This is a genomic window from Pseudonocardia sulfidoxydans NBRC 16205, from assembly GCF_007989085.1.
Classification (GTDB): domain Bacteria; phylum Actinomycetota; class Actinomycetes; order Mycobacteriales; family Pseudonocardiaceae; genus Pseudonocardia; species Pseudonocardia sulfidoxydans.
In genome coordinates, this window is record NZ_BJVJ01000034.1 from 1 (window position 1) to 14,444 (window position 14,444).

Consider the following 14,444-nt stretch of genomic DNA (forward strand, 5'->3'; position numbering starts at 1 on the left):
GGGCCTGCGGCGACGGTGAGGTTGCGGCCGAGAGGTCGCGCGCAATCTGACGGTCCGATCCTGAGCCTGCGGCGACGGTGAGGTTGCGGCCGAGAGGTCGCGCGGGATGGGGGCGAATCGGAATCGACATCCGCGACACCCACCTCGACGACGGCGACGCTCTCGCCCGGATCGACCTGCTCACCTGGAGCCCCGACAACTCACCCGCCCCGGCGCCGAGCTCACGTTCTTCACCGACCGCGTCACGCCCGCCGACGTCCTCGTCGCCGAGGTCGATGACGGTCGCAGGTTGGCTGACGTCGTGGACGGGGCTGTCGGTTCCCGCGCACGGGCACGTCCGGATCGAGGGACTCGCCGTCGACCCCGCCCACCGGCGTCGGGAAGGCGCTGGTGCGTCCGGCCGTCGCGAAGGCGGACCGGCAGGGCGCAGCCGAGGCGACCTCGCGGGTGCTCGGGCCCGACACCGCTGATCGACGGCTCTGCTCGGTGTGCGGGTTCGCCGTCGAGGGCGTGCTGGTGGGGGAGTTCCGGATCGACGGGCGGCCCGGTCGACGACGTCGTCATGTCGGTCTTCCTCGGCGGCCGGCCGATGCCGCCCCCGCGGCAGGCACGTGCCGACGAGTTCGACCACGTCGACGCGACCCGGGCGAGGCTGCGGACGGTCGAGGCCTCGGCCGCGGTGCTGCGCCGACCGGGCGAGGTCGTGGCGGCGGTGCCGGCGGCTCCGGACGTCCCGTGGCGGCGACGGCGTTGCAGGTTCGCGCGGTGTCGGGGAGGACGAGGCGCCTGCGGTCCTGCAGTTGCAGTGGGGCCGGCTCATCCGCGACACCCTGCCTCTCACATCGACGACGAGGTCCGGGGTGATGCGTGAGGAGCTGCGAGGCTTGGGTGAGCCGGCATACGACCCACGCCGTGCGGGTTCTCGACCTACTCGGTCGTGCCTGCCGAGGCTCGTGAGCGGCAATAGTCGCTATAGCGACTATTGCCGCTCACAGGGGTCGGGGTGAGCGCCGCGGGCGAGCACGTAGCGGGACCGTCCGCGAGCGTTGTCCTGATGGTGAACTCGGATTCAGATAGGGTCGTCGGATGGACGTGGGGCGGGAGGTGCGCGAGCCGCCGCGCACGGCGCGGGGGTTGCGTACCCGGGCGACGCTGGTGGCGGCGGCGCGGCGGGTGTTCGAGCGGCAGGGCTATCTCGACGCGAAGCTCACCGACATCACGCGTGAGGCGGAGTGCGCCGTCGGCTCGTTCTACACGTACTTCACGAACAAGGAGGAGATCTTCGCCGCGGTCCTGGAGGAGGCCAAGGAGGAGATGCTGCACCCGAACGTCCGGGAGATGACGGGTACCGACGACCCGGTCGCCGTCATCAGGGCGGCGAACCGCGCCTACCTGGAGTCGTACGCGCGGAACGCGAAGCTGATGCGGCTGCTCGACCAGGTCGCGGAGATCGACGAGAGCGTGCGGGCACTGCGGCGCCGGCGCAGCGAGGCGTTCACGAAGCGGAACGCGCGGGCGATCCGGGAGCTGCAGGTGCGCGGGGTGGCCGATCCGGAGCTGGATTCGCTGCTGTCGGCGACGGCGCTGTCGAGCATGGTCAGCCGGATGGCGCAGCTGACGTTCGTGCAGGGCGAGCCGTGGGAGCTGGACGAGCTCGTCGAGACCCTCACCCGGTTGTGGACGAACGCGCTGCGGATCACGCCACGGCCGGATTGAACATGAATCTGGTTTCAGCTTAGGGTCGGTAGGTCGCCGGACGAGGAGGTCGCTGTGCGGGTCGCTGGGAAGGTCGCCGTCGTCACCGGCGGCGGGGGCGGGATCGGTGCCGCGCTCGCCGCCGCACTGGCCGGGGCGGGCGCCCGGGTCGTCGTCTCCGACATCGACGGGGCCGCCGCCGAGCGGGTCGCAGCCGACGCGGACGCGGCCGCGGGCGCCCATGTCGCAGTCGGCGCCGCTGCGGACGCCGCCGACGCCGACGCGATCGCCGCGCTGATCGCCCTCGCCGGGCAGGAGTTCGGGCCCGTCGACATCTACTGCGCCAACGCCGGCATCGGCCCGAGGGGCGGTCTCGACGCCGCCGAGTCGGAGTGGGACCGGGCGATCGAGGTCAACGTCCGCGCGCACGTCCGCGCCGCGAAGCTGCTCGTCCCCGGCTGGGTCGAGCGCGGCGAGGGCTACTTCGTCACGACGGCGTCGGCCGCGGGGCTGCTCACCCAGATCGGGTCGGCGGCCTACGCCGTCACCAAGCACGCCGTTGTCGGCTTCGCCGAATGGCTCTCGATCACCTACGGCGACGCGGGTGTGCGGGTGAGCTGCCTGTGCCCCATGGGCGTCGACACCGACATGCTGCGCGCCGCCACCGGATCCGAGGACCCGATGGGCGCGGCGGCCGGCCGGTCGGTGGTCGAGGCGGGGACGGTGCTGCAGCCCGCCGAGGTCGCCGAGACCGTCCTCGCCGCGATCGACGACGAGCGCTTCCTCGTGCTGCCCCACCCCGAGGTGCTGGAGATGTACCGGCGCAAGGGCTCCGACTACGACCGTTGGCTGCGCGGGATGCGTCGTTACCAGGCGTCCCTGCTCGGTCCCGAATCCTGACCTGGGAGAAGAGCCATGTTCGAGATCTCCGACCGTGCCAAGGCGATCGAGGCCGAGCTGCTGGAGTTCATGGACTCCTTCGTCTACCCGGCCGAGGCCGTGTACGAGCAGCAGATGCTCGAGGCCCGCGACCCGCACCACCACCCGCAGATCCTCGAGGACCTCAAGGACCTGGCCAAGCAGCGCGGGCTGTGGAACCTGTTCCATCCGCACCCCGACTGGGGCCCCGGCCTGACCAACCTCGAGTACGCGCCGCTGTGCGAGATCATGGGGCGCAGCGCGTTCCTGGCGCCGGAGGTGTTCAACTGCAGCGCCCCGGACACCGGCAACATGGAGGTGTTCACGCTCTTCGGCAGCGACGAGCACAAGGAGCGCTGGCTGCGCCCGCTGCTCGACGGCACGATCCGCTCGGCGTTCGCGATGACCGAGCCGGCCGTGGCCAGCTCGGACGCGACGAACGTCGAGATGAGCATGGTCCGCGACGGCGACGAGTACGTCCTCAACGGGCGCAAGTGGTTCGCGTCCAACGCGCTGCACCGCAACTGCAAGGTGCTCATCGTCATGGGCAAGACCGATCCCGACGCGCTGCCGCACCGGCAGCAGTCGATGATGGTCGTCCCGATCGACGCGCCGGGCGTCGAGGTCCTCCGCAACCTCACGGTGTTCGGCTACGCCGACCGCGAGGGCCACGCCGAGATCACGTTCACCGACGTCCGCGTCCCGGCGAAGGACGTCCTCAAGGGCGAGGGGGAGGGCTTCGCGATCGCGCAGGCGCGCCTGGGCCCCGGCCGCATCCACCACTGCATGCGGACGATCGGCGTCGCCGAGCGGGCTCTGGAGCTCATGTGCCGCCGCGCCGACTCCCGGGTCACCTGGGGGCAGCCGGTGTCGGAGCGCGCGAACATCCAGGACTGGATCGCCGAGGCCCGCATCGACATCGAGATGATCCGGCTGCTGACGTTGAAGGCCGCCTACCTGATGGACACGGTCGGCAACAAGGCGGCGCGCACGGAGATCGCCGCGATCAAGGTCGCCGCGCCGAACATCGCGCTGACGATCATCGACCGGGCCATCCAGGTGCACGGTGCGGGTGGTGTCACCGGCGACTTCCCGCTGGCCGCCGCGTACGCCCACGTCCGCACGCTGCGGCTGGCCGACGGGCCCGACGAGGTCCACAAGCGGGCCATCGCCCGGCAGGAACTGCGTCGCCACCGCGACACCGCGGAGTCCCGCGGCTGACGACGGGAAAGCGCCGGTCGGAGGGGGTTTCCGGGGGCGTGGCGCGCGGTAGTCTCGCGTGCGTGGCGGGAACCAGTCCGCTGTGGGTGGGGCTGACGATCTACGCACTGGTCACACTCGCGCCGACGCTGATCTTCTGGGCGGCCCTGCGGGTGCCGTCCGTCCTCGCCGCGCGCCGTCGCCGGTCCGTCGGGGTCCCGTCCCGGCCGCCCATCGAGGACCTGGTCGCCGACCTGCGGCGGCTGCGGCGCAACCTGCGTGCGGGGGGATCGGGGAGCCGGGTCCGGCGGGTCGCGTTGCAGTCCGCGTACGACGACGTGCTGCTCGAGGTGTGCGAGGCGGTCGGCGTCGACACCGCGCGGCTCGCCGCCACACCGGAACAGGGATCGGAACGTGCGTTCGCCCGGCTCGTGGCCGAGGCCGACCTGGAGTCGTCGGGCATCGAGCTCGACCAGGCGGGCGGAGGCCGCGCGGCGGCATGAGGACCGTCACCCCGCCGTGGGTAAAGTGACCTTTACGTATGGGAACCGATCACGGGGACCGTGCGTTGAACAGCACGTAAGGCCCGACCGTTCTGTAGGAGGACCAGGGTGCGCACCACCAGCAACCCGGCGTTCCGCAACCTGCCCCAGCAGGGCGGATACGCCAACTTCGACCGCAACGCGGGCGCCATGGGCGCCGGCGCGGCCGCGGCCGATGCACGCGCCTCGCAGGGCGGCTTCGGGCCCGCTGCGGCCGGCGAGCGCCGGCTGACCATCGACGACGTCGTCATGAAGACGGCGATCACCGGTGGTGTCGCGCTCGCGGCCGGTATCGCGACGGCCATGTCCGGCCTGTTCGTGCTCACGCTGCCGGCGTTCATCGTCGGCTTCGTCGTCTCGCTGATCGTCATCTTCAAGCAGAGCAGCAACCCCGCGCTGGTGCTGATCTACTCGGCCGCGATGGGTGTCGCCCTCGGCGGCATCACCGGGGCGCTCGAGCTGTCCGGCACCAACTTCGAAGGCATCGGCTTCCAGGCCGTCGTCGGCACCGTCGGCGTCTTCATCGGCATGCTGATCGTCTACAAGACGGGCGCGGTGCGCGTGACGCCGCGGTTCACCAAGTGGCTGATGGGCGCCATGATCGGCGTCGTCGTGCTGATGCTGGTGAACCTCGTGGTCAGCTTCTTCACCACCGGCGGCCTCGGTCTGCGCGACGGCTCGCCGCTCGCGTACCTGTTCAGCATCGTCTGCATCGGCGTCGCGGCGTTCAGCCTGCTGCTCGACTTCGACCAGGCCGATCGTGCGGTCCGTGAGGGTGTCCCGGCGAAGTTCGCCTGGTACATCGCCTTCGGCCTGATGACGACGCTCGTCTGGCTCTACATCGAGATCCTGCGACTGCTCTCGTACTTCCGCTCCAACTAGCCGCGGTACGGCCCCGACCTGAGGCCGGCCGGGGACATCCCCCCTTCCCGGCCGACGGCGCCGCGGACCCGCTCATCCGAGCCGGGTCCGCGGCGCTCGCTGTTTCCGGGGTCGTTTCCCCAGGTCAGCGGTTGTGAGCGGCAATAGTCGCGATAGCGACTATTGCCGCTCACAGGGCTCAGCTGAGGCGCTCGAACAGGATCGCCATGCCCTGACCGCCGCCGACGCACATCGTCTCCAGGCCGATCGACCTGTCCCTGGCGCGCAGGCCGTTGAGCAGCGTCGTCGTGATGCGGGCGCCGGTCATGCCGAACGGATGGCCGACGGCGATCGCGCCCCCGTGGACGTTGAGCTTGTCGTTGTCGAGCGGGTCGATGCCCAGGTGCCGGGCCGACGGGATGACCTGCGCGGCGAAGGCCTCGTTGATCTCGACGAGGTCGACGTCGTCGATGGTCATGCCGGCGCGGGCGAGCGCCTGGCGGCTGGCCTCGATCGGGCCCAGCCCCATGATCTCGGGCGACAAGGCGGTGACGCCGGTGGCGATGACCCGGGCCAGCGGGGTGATGCCGAGGTCGCGGGCGCGGGTGTCGGACATGACGACCAGGGCGGCGGCGCCGTCGTTGAGCGGGCAGCAGTTGCCGGCGGTGATCCGGCCGTCGGGACGGAAGACCGGCTTCAGGCCGGCGACGCCCTCGTAGGTGACGCCCGCGCGGGGGCCGTCGTCGGTGGAGACGACCGTGCCGTCGGGCAGCGTCACGGGCGTGATCTCGCGGGCGAAGAAGCCGTCGGCGATGGCCTGCTCGGCGAGGTTCTGCGAGCGGACCCCGAAGCGGTCCATGTCCTCGCGGGTGACGTTCTCCAGCCGGGCGACGTTCTCGGCGGTCTGCCCCATCGCGATGTAGACGTCGGGCACGTCGCCGTCGAGGCGCGGGTCGGTCCAGGTGTCGGTCCCCGACTCCGCGGTGGCGACGGTGCGGGCCTCGGCGTCGGCGAACAGCGGGTTGTGGGTGTCGGGGAGGCTGTCGGAGCTGCCCTTGGTGAACCGGGAGACGGTCTCGACACCCGCGGAGACGAACACGTCGCCCTCGCCGGCGCGGATGGCGTGCAGGGCCATCCGGGTCGTCTGGACCGACGAGGAGCAGTAGCGGGTGATCGTCGTGCCGGGGACGGTGTCGAGCCCGAGCTCGACGGCGACGGCGCGGGCCATGTTGAAGCCCTGCTCGCCACCGGGGAGGCCGCAGCCGAGCATCAGGTCGTCGATCGTCGTGGGGTCGAGGCCGGGTACCTGGGTGAGCGCGGCGGTGACGATCTGCGCGGTGAGGTCGTCGGGCCGGATGGTCGCGAGTGATCCCTTGTGGGCGCGGCCGATCGGGGACCGGGCGGCGGCGACGATGACGGCGTCGGGCATCAAAGCTCCTCGGGAGTCGGGTCTCAGGCGAACGAACGGTCGGCCGGTTGGAGGAAGCCTACGTCGCGGGACAGCGGGGAACATCCCTGACGGGTTCTGTCAGGGATGAGCGGCAGGATGACGCCCATGACCTCGTGGAGCGACGTCGAGCAGGCCGAACCGGAGTTCGCCGCGAAGGCGCGCCGGATCCTCACCGCGTACAAGCACCTCACCCTCGCCACTGTGCGCGCCGACGGGTCGCCGCGCATCAGTGGGATCGAGATCCGCATCACCGACGGCGAGCTCACCTTCGGCTCGATGCCGGACGCGCGCAAGGGCGCCGACCTGCTGCGCGACCCCCGCTTCGCCCTCCACAGCGCCACCGTCGACCCACCGGACGACGCACCCGCGCAGTGGCCCGGCGAGGTCAAGGTGGCCGGGCGTGCACGCTGCACCGGCGACCTGACCGGGGCCGTCGAGGGGCTGGCGTTCACCGCCGACCTCCACGAGGTCGTGCACACCCACCTCAACGAGGCCGGCGACCGGCTGGTCGTCGAGTTCTGGCACCCCGGGAAGGGGCTGCGGCGCGTCGAACGCGAATGAGCACCAGCAGGTTGTCGATTCCGGAGCCGGCCGATCGTCGTCATGATGTGCGGCACCCCGCCGCGCGGCACGAACCGGAGGACCCCGTGAAGTACATGCTGCTCATCTACGTTCCCGAGAGCCGTACCGCCCCCGACCCCGCCGAGGCCGGGCCGATGATGGAGGCCTACGAGAACTTCAACAAGGCCGTCGCCGGAGCCGGCGTCTGGATCGCGGGCGACGCGCTGCACGGCACCGACACCGCCACCACCGTCCGTGTCGACGACGGCGGCACCCGCCTGGTCACCGACGGCCCGTTCGCCGAGACACGCGAGATCCTCGGCGGCTACTACATCCTCGACGTCCCCGACCTCGACTCGGCGCTCGACTGGGCGGCCCGCTGCCCCGGCTCGCAGAACGGCGGCAGCATCGAGCTCCGCCCACTCGTCGAGTTCGCCGCGGGCTGAGCACGTGCCCGACGACGGACGGGTCGTCGCCGGGGTGGAGGCCGTGTTCCGGGAGGAGCACGGCCGGCTCCTCGCGACGCTCGTCCGTGGCTTCGGCGACCTCGACCTCGCCGAGGAGGTCGCCGCCGAGGCCATCGAGGCCGCGCTCGTCACCTGGCCCCGCGACGGGGTACCCCGCAGACCCGGCGCCTGGCTGCTGACGACGGCGCGGCGCAAGGCCGTCGACCGGCTGCGTCGCGACAAGGGCTACGCGGCCCGGCTCGCCCTGCTGCGCGCCGACGCCGAACGCGCCGAGATCGTCGCCGCCCCGGCCGTCGACGACGAGGACGTCCCCGACGAGCGGCTGCGGTTGTTCTTCGCCTGCTGCCACCCGGCGCTGCCGATGGAGGCCCGGACCGCGCTGACGCTGCGCTGCCTCGGCGGCCTGGACACCCCCGAGGTGGCGCGGCTGTTCCTCGTTCCCACCGCGACGATGGCGCAGCGCATCGTCCGGGCCAAACGCAAGATCCGCGACGCCCGCATCCCCTTCCGCGTCCCCGCCACCGAGGAGCTGGCCGAGCGGCTGCCCGGCGTCCTACGGGTGCTCTACCTCGTGTTCACCGAGGGGTACGCCGCCGGCACGGGCGCCGGGCTGCAACGGCTCGACCTCGTCGACGAGGCCGTCCGGCTCACCCGCATCCTGCTGCGGCTGCTCCCCGCCGAACGGGACGTCGCCGGGCTGCTCGGGCTGATGCTGCTGGTCGACGCCCGCCGCGAGGCCCGCGTCGACGGGACCGGCCGGCTGGTCCTGCTCGCCGACCAGGACCGCGGCCGCTGGGACCGCGCCCGGATCGAGGAGGGCCAGGCGCTGGTCGTGCGGGCGCTGACCGGCGGCGACCCCGGACCGTACGGGGTGCAGGCGGCGATCGCGGCGCTGCACGTCGAGGCCGCGGACGTCGAGACCACCGACTGGCCGCAGATCGTCGCGCTCTACGACGTCCTCGCGCGGATCGAGCCGTCGCCGGCGGTCGAGCTCAACCGGGCGATCGCCGTCGCCATGCGGGACGGGCCCGCCGCGGGTCTGGCGCTGCTCGACGCCCTGCGCGACGAACCGCGGCTGCGGGGCGGGCACCTGCTGCCGGCGGCGCGGGCCGACCTGCTGCGCCGGCTCGGCTGCGTCGAGGAGGCCGCGGCGGAGTACCGGGCGGCGCTGGAGCTCGTCGGCAACGACGCGGAGCGCGACTTCCTGGCGGACCGCCTCGGTGAGGTGATGCCGGGGTCGTGAGTGGCGATAGTCGCGATAGCGACTATCGCCACTCACAGGGGTCGTCAGAAGTCGCCGTCGGCGATCCAGTCGCGCAGCTTCTGCAGTGCGCGGTGCTGGGCCACGCGGACGGCGCCGGGTGTCATGCCGACGAGCGTCGCCGTCTCCTCGGCGGAGTAGTTCAGGGCGAGGCGGTACACGAGGATCGTCCGGGCCGACTCCGTCAGCCGGGCGAGCAGCGTCGCGACCCGGCGGGCGGCGTCGCCGCGCAGGGCCTCGGCCTCGGGGCCGCCCGCGAGGTCGACCCCCTCGGGCAGCTCGTCCGTGCTCACGGACCGGTCCCGGGCCGCGGCGCGGAACGCGTCGGCGATCTTGTTGCCCGCGATGCCGTAGACGAACGCCATGAAGACGCTGCGGCTCCGGTCGAAGCTGGGCAGCGCCTTGCAGACGGCGACCATGACCTCCTGGGCGACGTCGTCGGGACCGGCCAGGCCGATCCGGTTGCCGCCGACGTGGGCGCGGCAGTAGCGCACGACGAGGGGGTCGACGAGGCGCAGCAGCTCGTGCAGCGCGGCACGGTCGCCGGCGGCGGCCCGGTGGGCGAGGTCGTCGATGCGTGTGTCGTCGCGGGAGTGGGAGGAGCGCCGGCTCTTCCCGGGCGCGGAGGGTTCGGGAGCGGCCAGGTCGTCGGGAGCGGCCGGGTCGTCGGGAGCGGCCGGGTCCTCGGGAGCGGCAGGGTCGTCGGCCGGCGCGTCGGCGCGGGCCGACAGGAGCCGGTCGAGGATGCCGCCGGCGAGGAGCTCGGCGGGCAGCGCGACGGTGGGACCGGCGGCGTCGGGTGCGTCCTCGGCGCCGGGTCCGGGACCAGGGTCAGGACCAGGGACGTCGGGCTCGTGGTCGATCGGGTCACCGGGCGCGGGGCTCGGGGCACGGACCGGCTCCTCCGGTCGCCCGGGGGCCGGTCGGTCGACGGTCCCTCGCCCGGGCGTCGGCGGAAGGTCGACCGGGTGGGCCGGGGTGGGCCCGGCACCGGCGCGGCCCCCGCCCGCACCGGTGCCGGAGTCGGAGTCGTCGAAGCGGCCGGGACCGCCACGGTCGCCGTCGTCGTCGCGGGCGGAGCCACGCACGGGTCCGCTCCGGCGGCCACGCCGGGGCCGGCCCCCCTGTCCAGCGGGGCCGATCGAAGGACCGGGCCGACGCGCACCCGGGAACCACGCGCCGTCGTGGGGCGGCCCGGCGTTCTCGGGGTCGTCGTCGCCGTCCATGCCGCCGATCGGGTGCACCGGCGGGCCACCTGCCCTTCGTCGTTCAGTGGCACGCGGGGAGCGCGGCCGGGTTCCGGGGGTCCCGCGGCGCCCGGCGGTGGTCGGGCGCCGCGGAGTCGCGGTCCGTCCGCGGCCGGGCCGTCGGCCGTGAACGGTGGAGACACGGTGATGGCGTTCCCCCTCGGCGTGCCCTCCGCGGACGCCGTCACCGTGCGGAGGCAGAGCGTAGCCGCTGAACCACCCTTCCGGGGCCGGTCCACTCGTCGGTGGTGCGGATCCGTACAGATTCGTACAGCCGGTGGGTACCGTTCGGGCCCACATCTCTCGGGGTCGTACGATCGCCGCCCACCATGGTGCAAGGGAGCGTGATGGCGCACGACGTGCACGGTTCCGTCCCGGCCCGCCCGGACCGGGCCGACCCCTCCCGGGTGAGCGACCGCGACACTTTCGTCCGCGAGCTCCAGCTCCTCAAGGACCGCAGCGGCCTGAGCTTCCGCGACATCGCCCGCGGTACGGGCGACGGGAAGGGCGAGCACCCGCTGCCCTTCACCTCGATCCGCGACTACGTCAGCGGCACCTCCCTGCCGCCCGCGGAGCGGCTCGACCGGATCGTCCGGGCCCTGGGCGCGGACGGGGCCACCGTCGAGGGCTGGCTGGCCGCGCTGCGCCGGGTGCGTGACGCTGCCCGCGCCCCCGCGCCCGCCGTCGACGCGCCGACCCCCGGCTCGAACCTGACGGAACGGTCAGTGGCGCCGTGCCCCTACAAGGGCCTGGCCGCCTACCGGATCGAGGACGCGGAGCTGTTCCACGGCCGCGACCGGCTGCTGGCCGACCTGCTGCGCCGGCTCCGCCCGCTCGCCACGACGGGCGGGCTGCTGACCGTCGTCGGACCGTCGGGATCGGGCAAGTCGTCGCTGCTGCACGCCGGGCTCGTGCCCGCGCTGCTGCGCGGGGAGGTCCCGGCACCGGGCGGGGCGCCGTGGCACGTCGCCGTCTTCGTGCCGGGCGAGGACCCGGCGACGACCCTCGCCGAGCACATCGTGTCCGCCGGGGGTGGCCCCGCGGTGATCGTCGTCGACCAGCTCGAACAGGTCTTCACCGGCGCGACGAGCCCGGCCGGGCGCGACGCGTTCCTGCGGATGCTCAGCGAGGTCGGCGAGGGCGGGGCGGGCGCCCCGGTGATCACGGTGCTGGGGCTGCGGGCCGACTTCTACGCCCAGGCGCTGTCGAACGAGTACCTGCTGCGGCCGCTGTCGGTGGCGCAGGTGACCGTGGGCCCGATGTCCGACGAGGAGCTGCGCGCCGTCGTCACCGGCCCGGCCCGCGACGTCGGCGTGGAGGTGGAGGCCGGGCTCGTCGAGCTGCTGGTCGCGGAGCTGCGCGCGGGCGACGAGCTGCCGGTGGCGTCGTTGCCGCTGCTGTCGCACGCACTGGCGTCGACGTGGGAACGCGGCGGCGGCCGGATGACGGTCGAGGCCTACCGGGAGGCGGGCGGGCTGCGGGAGGCCGTCGCCGACACCGCCGAACGGGTGTGGAACGGCCTGCCGCCCGAGCTGCACGACCTGACCCGCAAGGTGCTGCTGCGCCTGGTGCGTACGACGCCCGAGATCGCCGACACGCGCCGGCGCGCGACCCGCGAGGAGCTGCTCGGGCCGCCGGGGGAGGAGGACGCCGCCGTCGCCGGCATCGTCGACCGGTTCGTGGCGGCACGGCTGGTGAGCCTCGACGCGGGGGTCGTCCAGATCGCCCACGAGGTGCTGCTGCGGGCGTGGCCGCGGCTCGCGGGCTGGCTGGCCGAGGACCGGGTGGCCCGGTCGGCGCGGGGCCGGCTCACCGAGGGCGCCCGGATCTGGCGTGACACCGGCCGTGACGACGGCGCGTTGCTGCGCGGGCGGGTCCTCGACGACGCCGAGCGGGCCGCGGCCGCCGACGATCTGCTGCCCGCCGAGAGCGAGTACCTGCGGGCGAGCACGGCGCGCCGCGACCGCGAGCTGGCCGACAGCCGGCGCGGGACCAGGCGGCTGCGGTCCGCGGTCGCGGTGCTCGTCGTCCTCGTGCTGGCGGTCGGTGTGCTCGCCGTCGTCGCGACGGCGCAGCGGGTCTCCGCCGTCGCCGCCCGCGACACCGCGACGTCGCGCGAGCTGGCCGTGCAGGCCCAGACGCTGCGGGAATCCGACCCGGGCCTCGCCGCGCAGCTCGCGGTGGCCGCGTACCGGATCTCCCCGACCGACACCGCCAGGTCGAGCCTGCTGGAGTCGACGACGGCGTCCACCTCGACACGGCTGCTGTCCCCGGGCGGGAAGGCCCGCCAGGCCGTGGTGTCGGCCGACGGGCGCACGATGCTCACCGTCGACGCCGCGGAGGGCGCCGCGACGGCCCGGCTGCAGCGCTGGGACGTCTCCGGGCCCGGACGGCCGCTCCCGCTGGGCGACGCCGTCGACACCGGGCAGGCCGGCGCCGACTACGCGCTCGCCGTCAGTCCCGACGGGCGCACCGCCGCGACCGCGGGCACCGACCGGACCGTCCGGTTGTTCGACCTGGCCGGGAGCGGGCCGCCGCGCCCGCTCACCGCGCCGCTGCCCGGGCCCGCCGACACCATCTACGGCCTGGCGTTCTCCGCCGACGGCAGGGTCCTCGCCGCCGCCGACGCCGCGGGCGCGGTCACCCGGCTCGACGTCACCGACCCCACCCGGCCCGCCGCCGCGGGCGCCCCGCTCGCGGCCGGCACCGGGGCCGTGCGGGTGCTGGCGTTCGCCCCGGCCGGGCGGCTGCTCGCCACCGGCGGCGCCGACGGTCTCGTCCGGCTCTGGGACCTCACCGACCCGGCCGTGCCGCGCCCCGTCGGCACCCCGTTCGGCGACGGCAAGGCCGTCCTCGCGCTCGCGTTCACCCGCGACGGGACCCGGCTCGCCGCGTCCGGGGCGGCCCGCACGGTCGCGCTGTGGAACGTCGCCGACCCGGCCCTGCCCGTCGCCGCCGGTGCACCGCTGACGGGCCCGACCGCGCAGGTCAACAGCCTGGCCGTCAGCCCCGACGGAACCACGCTGGCCGGCGCGTCGTCCGACGACCGGCTGTGGACCTGGGACCTCGAGACGGGCGCGTCGACGGGGAGCAGGCCGCACCCGTCGACGGTCGTGCAGGTCGGCTACGACGCCGGAAGGCTCGTCACGGTCGGCGGCGACGGCACCGTCCGGGTGTGGGACGCCGGTGACGCCCGGATCCGCGACCCCCGCGACACCGTGTTCGCCCTGAACTGGCTGCCCGACGGGCACTCGGTCGCGCTCGGCGTCGGCGGGTCGGCGAAGAACGTACGGCTCTGGGACGTCGCCGACCCCCGCGCACCCGGGCCGCTCACCCCGGCCCTCGGCGCTCCCACCGGGGCGCCCGGCCTGTCCGGATCCGTCGCGACCAGCCCGGACGGGCGAACCGTCGCCTCCGGCGCCACCGACGGCGGCGTGCAGGTCTGGGATCTCGGACCCGGCGGCGCGGTCGCGCGGCCCCCGCTGCCCGGCGACGGCGCCCTCGTCGAACAGGTCGTGTGGAGCCCCGACGGCCGCACCCTCGCCGCGGCCGGCGACGACAACGCCGTGCGGCTCTTCGACATGACCCGCCCGCCCGGGCCCCCGGTCGCGACGCTGACCGGGCCGGCCAGCTACGTGTTCGGCGCGGCCTGGAGCCCGGACTCGCGGACGCTGGCCGCCGTGTCCGCCGACGGCACCCTGCGGCTGTGGGACGTCACCGACCCGGCACGGGCGCGGCCGTCGGGCGACCCGGTGCCCGCGGGTGCCGGCTACGCCTACGGGGTGTCGTTCAGCCCCGACGGAAGGCGGGTCGCCACCGGCACCGCCGACCGGACCGTCCGGCTCTGGGACGTCGCCGACCCCGCGCACCCACGGCCCGTCGGCGAGCCCCTGACCGGGCCGGGCAACACCGTCTTCGGCCTCGACCACAGCCGCGACGGCCGCTACCTCGCCGCAGCCAGCGGCGACGGCTCCGTCCGGATCTGGGACGTGCGCGACCCCGAGCACCCGGTGCCGTGGGCGACGCTGCACGGCGGCCTCACCGCGACCGTGTGGACGGCCGGGTTCAGCCCCGACGGGTCGCGGATCGCCGCGGCCGGCGCCGACGGCTGGGTCGACATGTGGGGCACCGACCCGGACGCCGCGGCCGCGGCGGTCTGCGCGAACGCGGGCGACGCGGTCACTCCGGACGAGTGGGACCGCTTCCTGCCGGACACGCCGTACCGCAACCCGTGTTGAATGT

The 14,444-nt window shown here is 74.2% G+C and carries 11 protein-coding genes; 9 read left to right on the forward strand and 2 right to left on the reverse strand.

Annotated features, from left to right (window positions below):
- The first annotated feature begins 1,086 nt into the window (after window positions 1–1,086).
- The 5 genes from PSU4_RS16940 (at window position 1,087) to PSU4_RS16960 (ending at window position 5,237) form a co-directional block, all read left to right on the forward strand.
- Window positions 1,087–1,716 (forward strand): TetR/AcrR family transcriptional regulator, encoded by a 630-nt coding sequence (locus PSU4_RS16940; RefSeq protein ID WP_147109341.1) that lies wholly within the window; start codon window positions 1,087–1,089, stop codon window positions 1,714–1,716.
- A gap of 54 nt (window positions 1,717–1,770) precedes the next feature.
- Window positions 1,771–2,595 carry an SDR family oxidoreductase gene (locus tag PSU4_RS16945; RefSeq protein WP_147109342.1) on the forward strand — a complete coding sequence of 275 codons (825 nt, stop codon included), beginning with the start codon at window positions 1,771–1,773 and terminating at the stop codon, window positions 2,593–2,595.
- A gap of 15 nt (window positions 2,596–2,610) precedes the next feature.
- A complete protein-coding gene (locus tag PSU4_RS16950; RefSeq protein WP_147109345.1) occupies window positions 2,611–3,834 on the forward strand; it encodes an acyl-CoA dehydrogenase family protein in 1,224 nt (407 codons plus the stop codon).
- 62 nt (window positions 3,835–3,896) lie between these two features.
- On the forward strand, window positions 3,897–4,316 hold the full coding sequence (locus PSU4_RS31375) for a hypothetical protein (RefSeq protein WP_186817010.1): 420 nt from the start codon (window positions 3,897–3,899) through the stop codon (window positions 4,314–4,316).
- A gap of 108 nt (window positions 4,317–4,424) precedes the next feature.
- Window positions 4,425–5,237 (forward strand): Bax inhibitor-1/YccA family protein, encoded by an 813-nt coding sequence (locus PSU4_RS16960; RefSeq protein ID WP_147109351.1) that lies wholly within the window; start codon window positions 4,425–4,427, stop codon window positions 5,235–5,237.
- A gap of 178 nt (window positions 5,238–5,415) precedes the next feature.
- Here PSU4_RS16960 and PSU4_RS16965 read toward each other — a convergent pair whose 3' ends face one another.
- A complete protein-coding gene (locus PSU4_RS16965) occupies window positions 5,416–6,645 on the reverse strand; it encodes an acetyl-CoA C-acetyltransferase (RefSeq protein WP_147109353.1) in 1,230 nt (409 codons plus the stop codon).
- A gap of 126 nt (window positions 6,646–6,771) precedes the next feature.
- On the opposite strand from PSU4_RS16965, the gene PSU4_RS16970 reads away from it, so the two are divergent.
- The 3 genes from PSU4_RS16970 (at window position 6,772) to PSU4_RS16980 (ending at window position 8,937) form a co-directional block, all read left to right on the forward strand.
- Window positions 6,772–7,227: a pyridoxamine 5'-phosphate oxidase family protein gene (locus tag PSU4_RS16970; RefSeq protein ID WP_147109355.1), complete on the forward strand. Its 456-nt coding sequence runs from the start codon at window positions 6,772–6,774 to the stop codon at window positions 7,225–7,227.
- A gap of 86 nt (window positions 7,228–7,313) precedes the next feature.
- Window positions 7,314–7,673, forward strand: a complete 360-nt coding sequence (locus PSU4_RS16975) for a YciI family protein (protein ID WP_373866063.1) — start codon at window positions 7,314–7,316, stop codon at window positions 7,671–7,673.
- Between the two features lie 4 nt (window positions 7,674–7,677).
- Window positions 7,678–8,937 carry an RNA polymerase sigma factor gene (locus PSU4_RS16980; protein ID WP_147109356.1) on the forward strand — a complete coding sequence of 420 codons (1,260 nt, stop codon included), beginning with the start codon at window positions 7,678–7,680 and terminating at the stop codon, window positions 8,935–8,937.
- A 44-nt stretch (window positions 8,938–8,981) separates the two neighbouring features.
- On the opposite strand, the gene shbA is transcribed toward PSU4_RS16980, so the two are convergent.
- Window positions 8,982–10,043, reverse strand: a complete 1,062-nt coding sequence (gene shbA / locus PSU4_RS32810) for an RNA polymerase sigma factor ShbA (RefSeq protein WP_281290693.1) — start codon at window positions 10,041–10,043, stop codon at window positions 8,982–8,984.
- 506 nt (window positions 10,044–10,549) lie between these two features.
- Between shbA and PSU4_RS16990 the strand changes: the two genes are divergently transcribed.
- On the forward strand, window positions 10,550–14,440 hold the full coding sequence (locus tag PSU4_RS16990) for a WD40 repeat domain-containing protein (RefSeq protein ID WP_147109359.1): 3,891 nt from the start codon (window positions 10,550–10,552) through the stop codon (window positions 14,438–14,440).
- The last annotated feature ends 4 nt before the right edge of the window (window positions 14,441–14,444 follow it).

Coding starts and splice junctions, on each gene's coding strand:
- PSU4_RS16970 (WP_147109355.1), top strand. CDS start 6,772: ATGACCTCGTGGAGCGACGTCGAGCAGGCCGAACCGGAGTTCGCCGCG.
- PSU4_RS16950 (WP_147109345.1), top strand. CDS start 2,611: ATGTTCGAGATCTCCGACCGTGCCAAGGCGATCGAGGCCGAGCTGCTG.
- PSU4_RS16940 (WP_147109341.1), top strand. CDS start 1,087: ATGGACGTGGGGCGGGAGGTGCGCGAGCCGCCGCGCACGGCGCGGGGG.
- PSU4_RS16990 (WP_147109359.1), top strand. CDS start 10,550: ATGGCGCACGACGTGCACGGTTCCGTCCCGGCCCGCCCGGACCGGGCC.
- PSU4_RS16965 (WP_147109353.1), bottom strand. CDS start 6,645: ATGCCCGACGCCGTCATCGTCGCCGCCGCCCGGTCCCCGATCGGCCGC.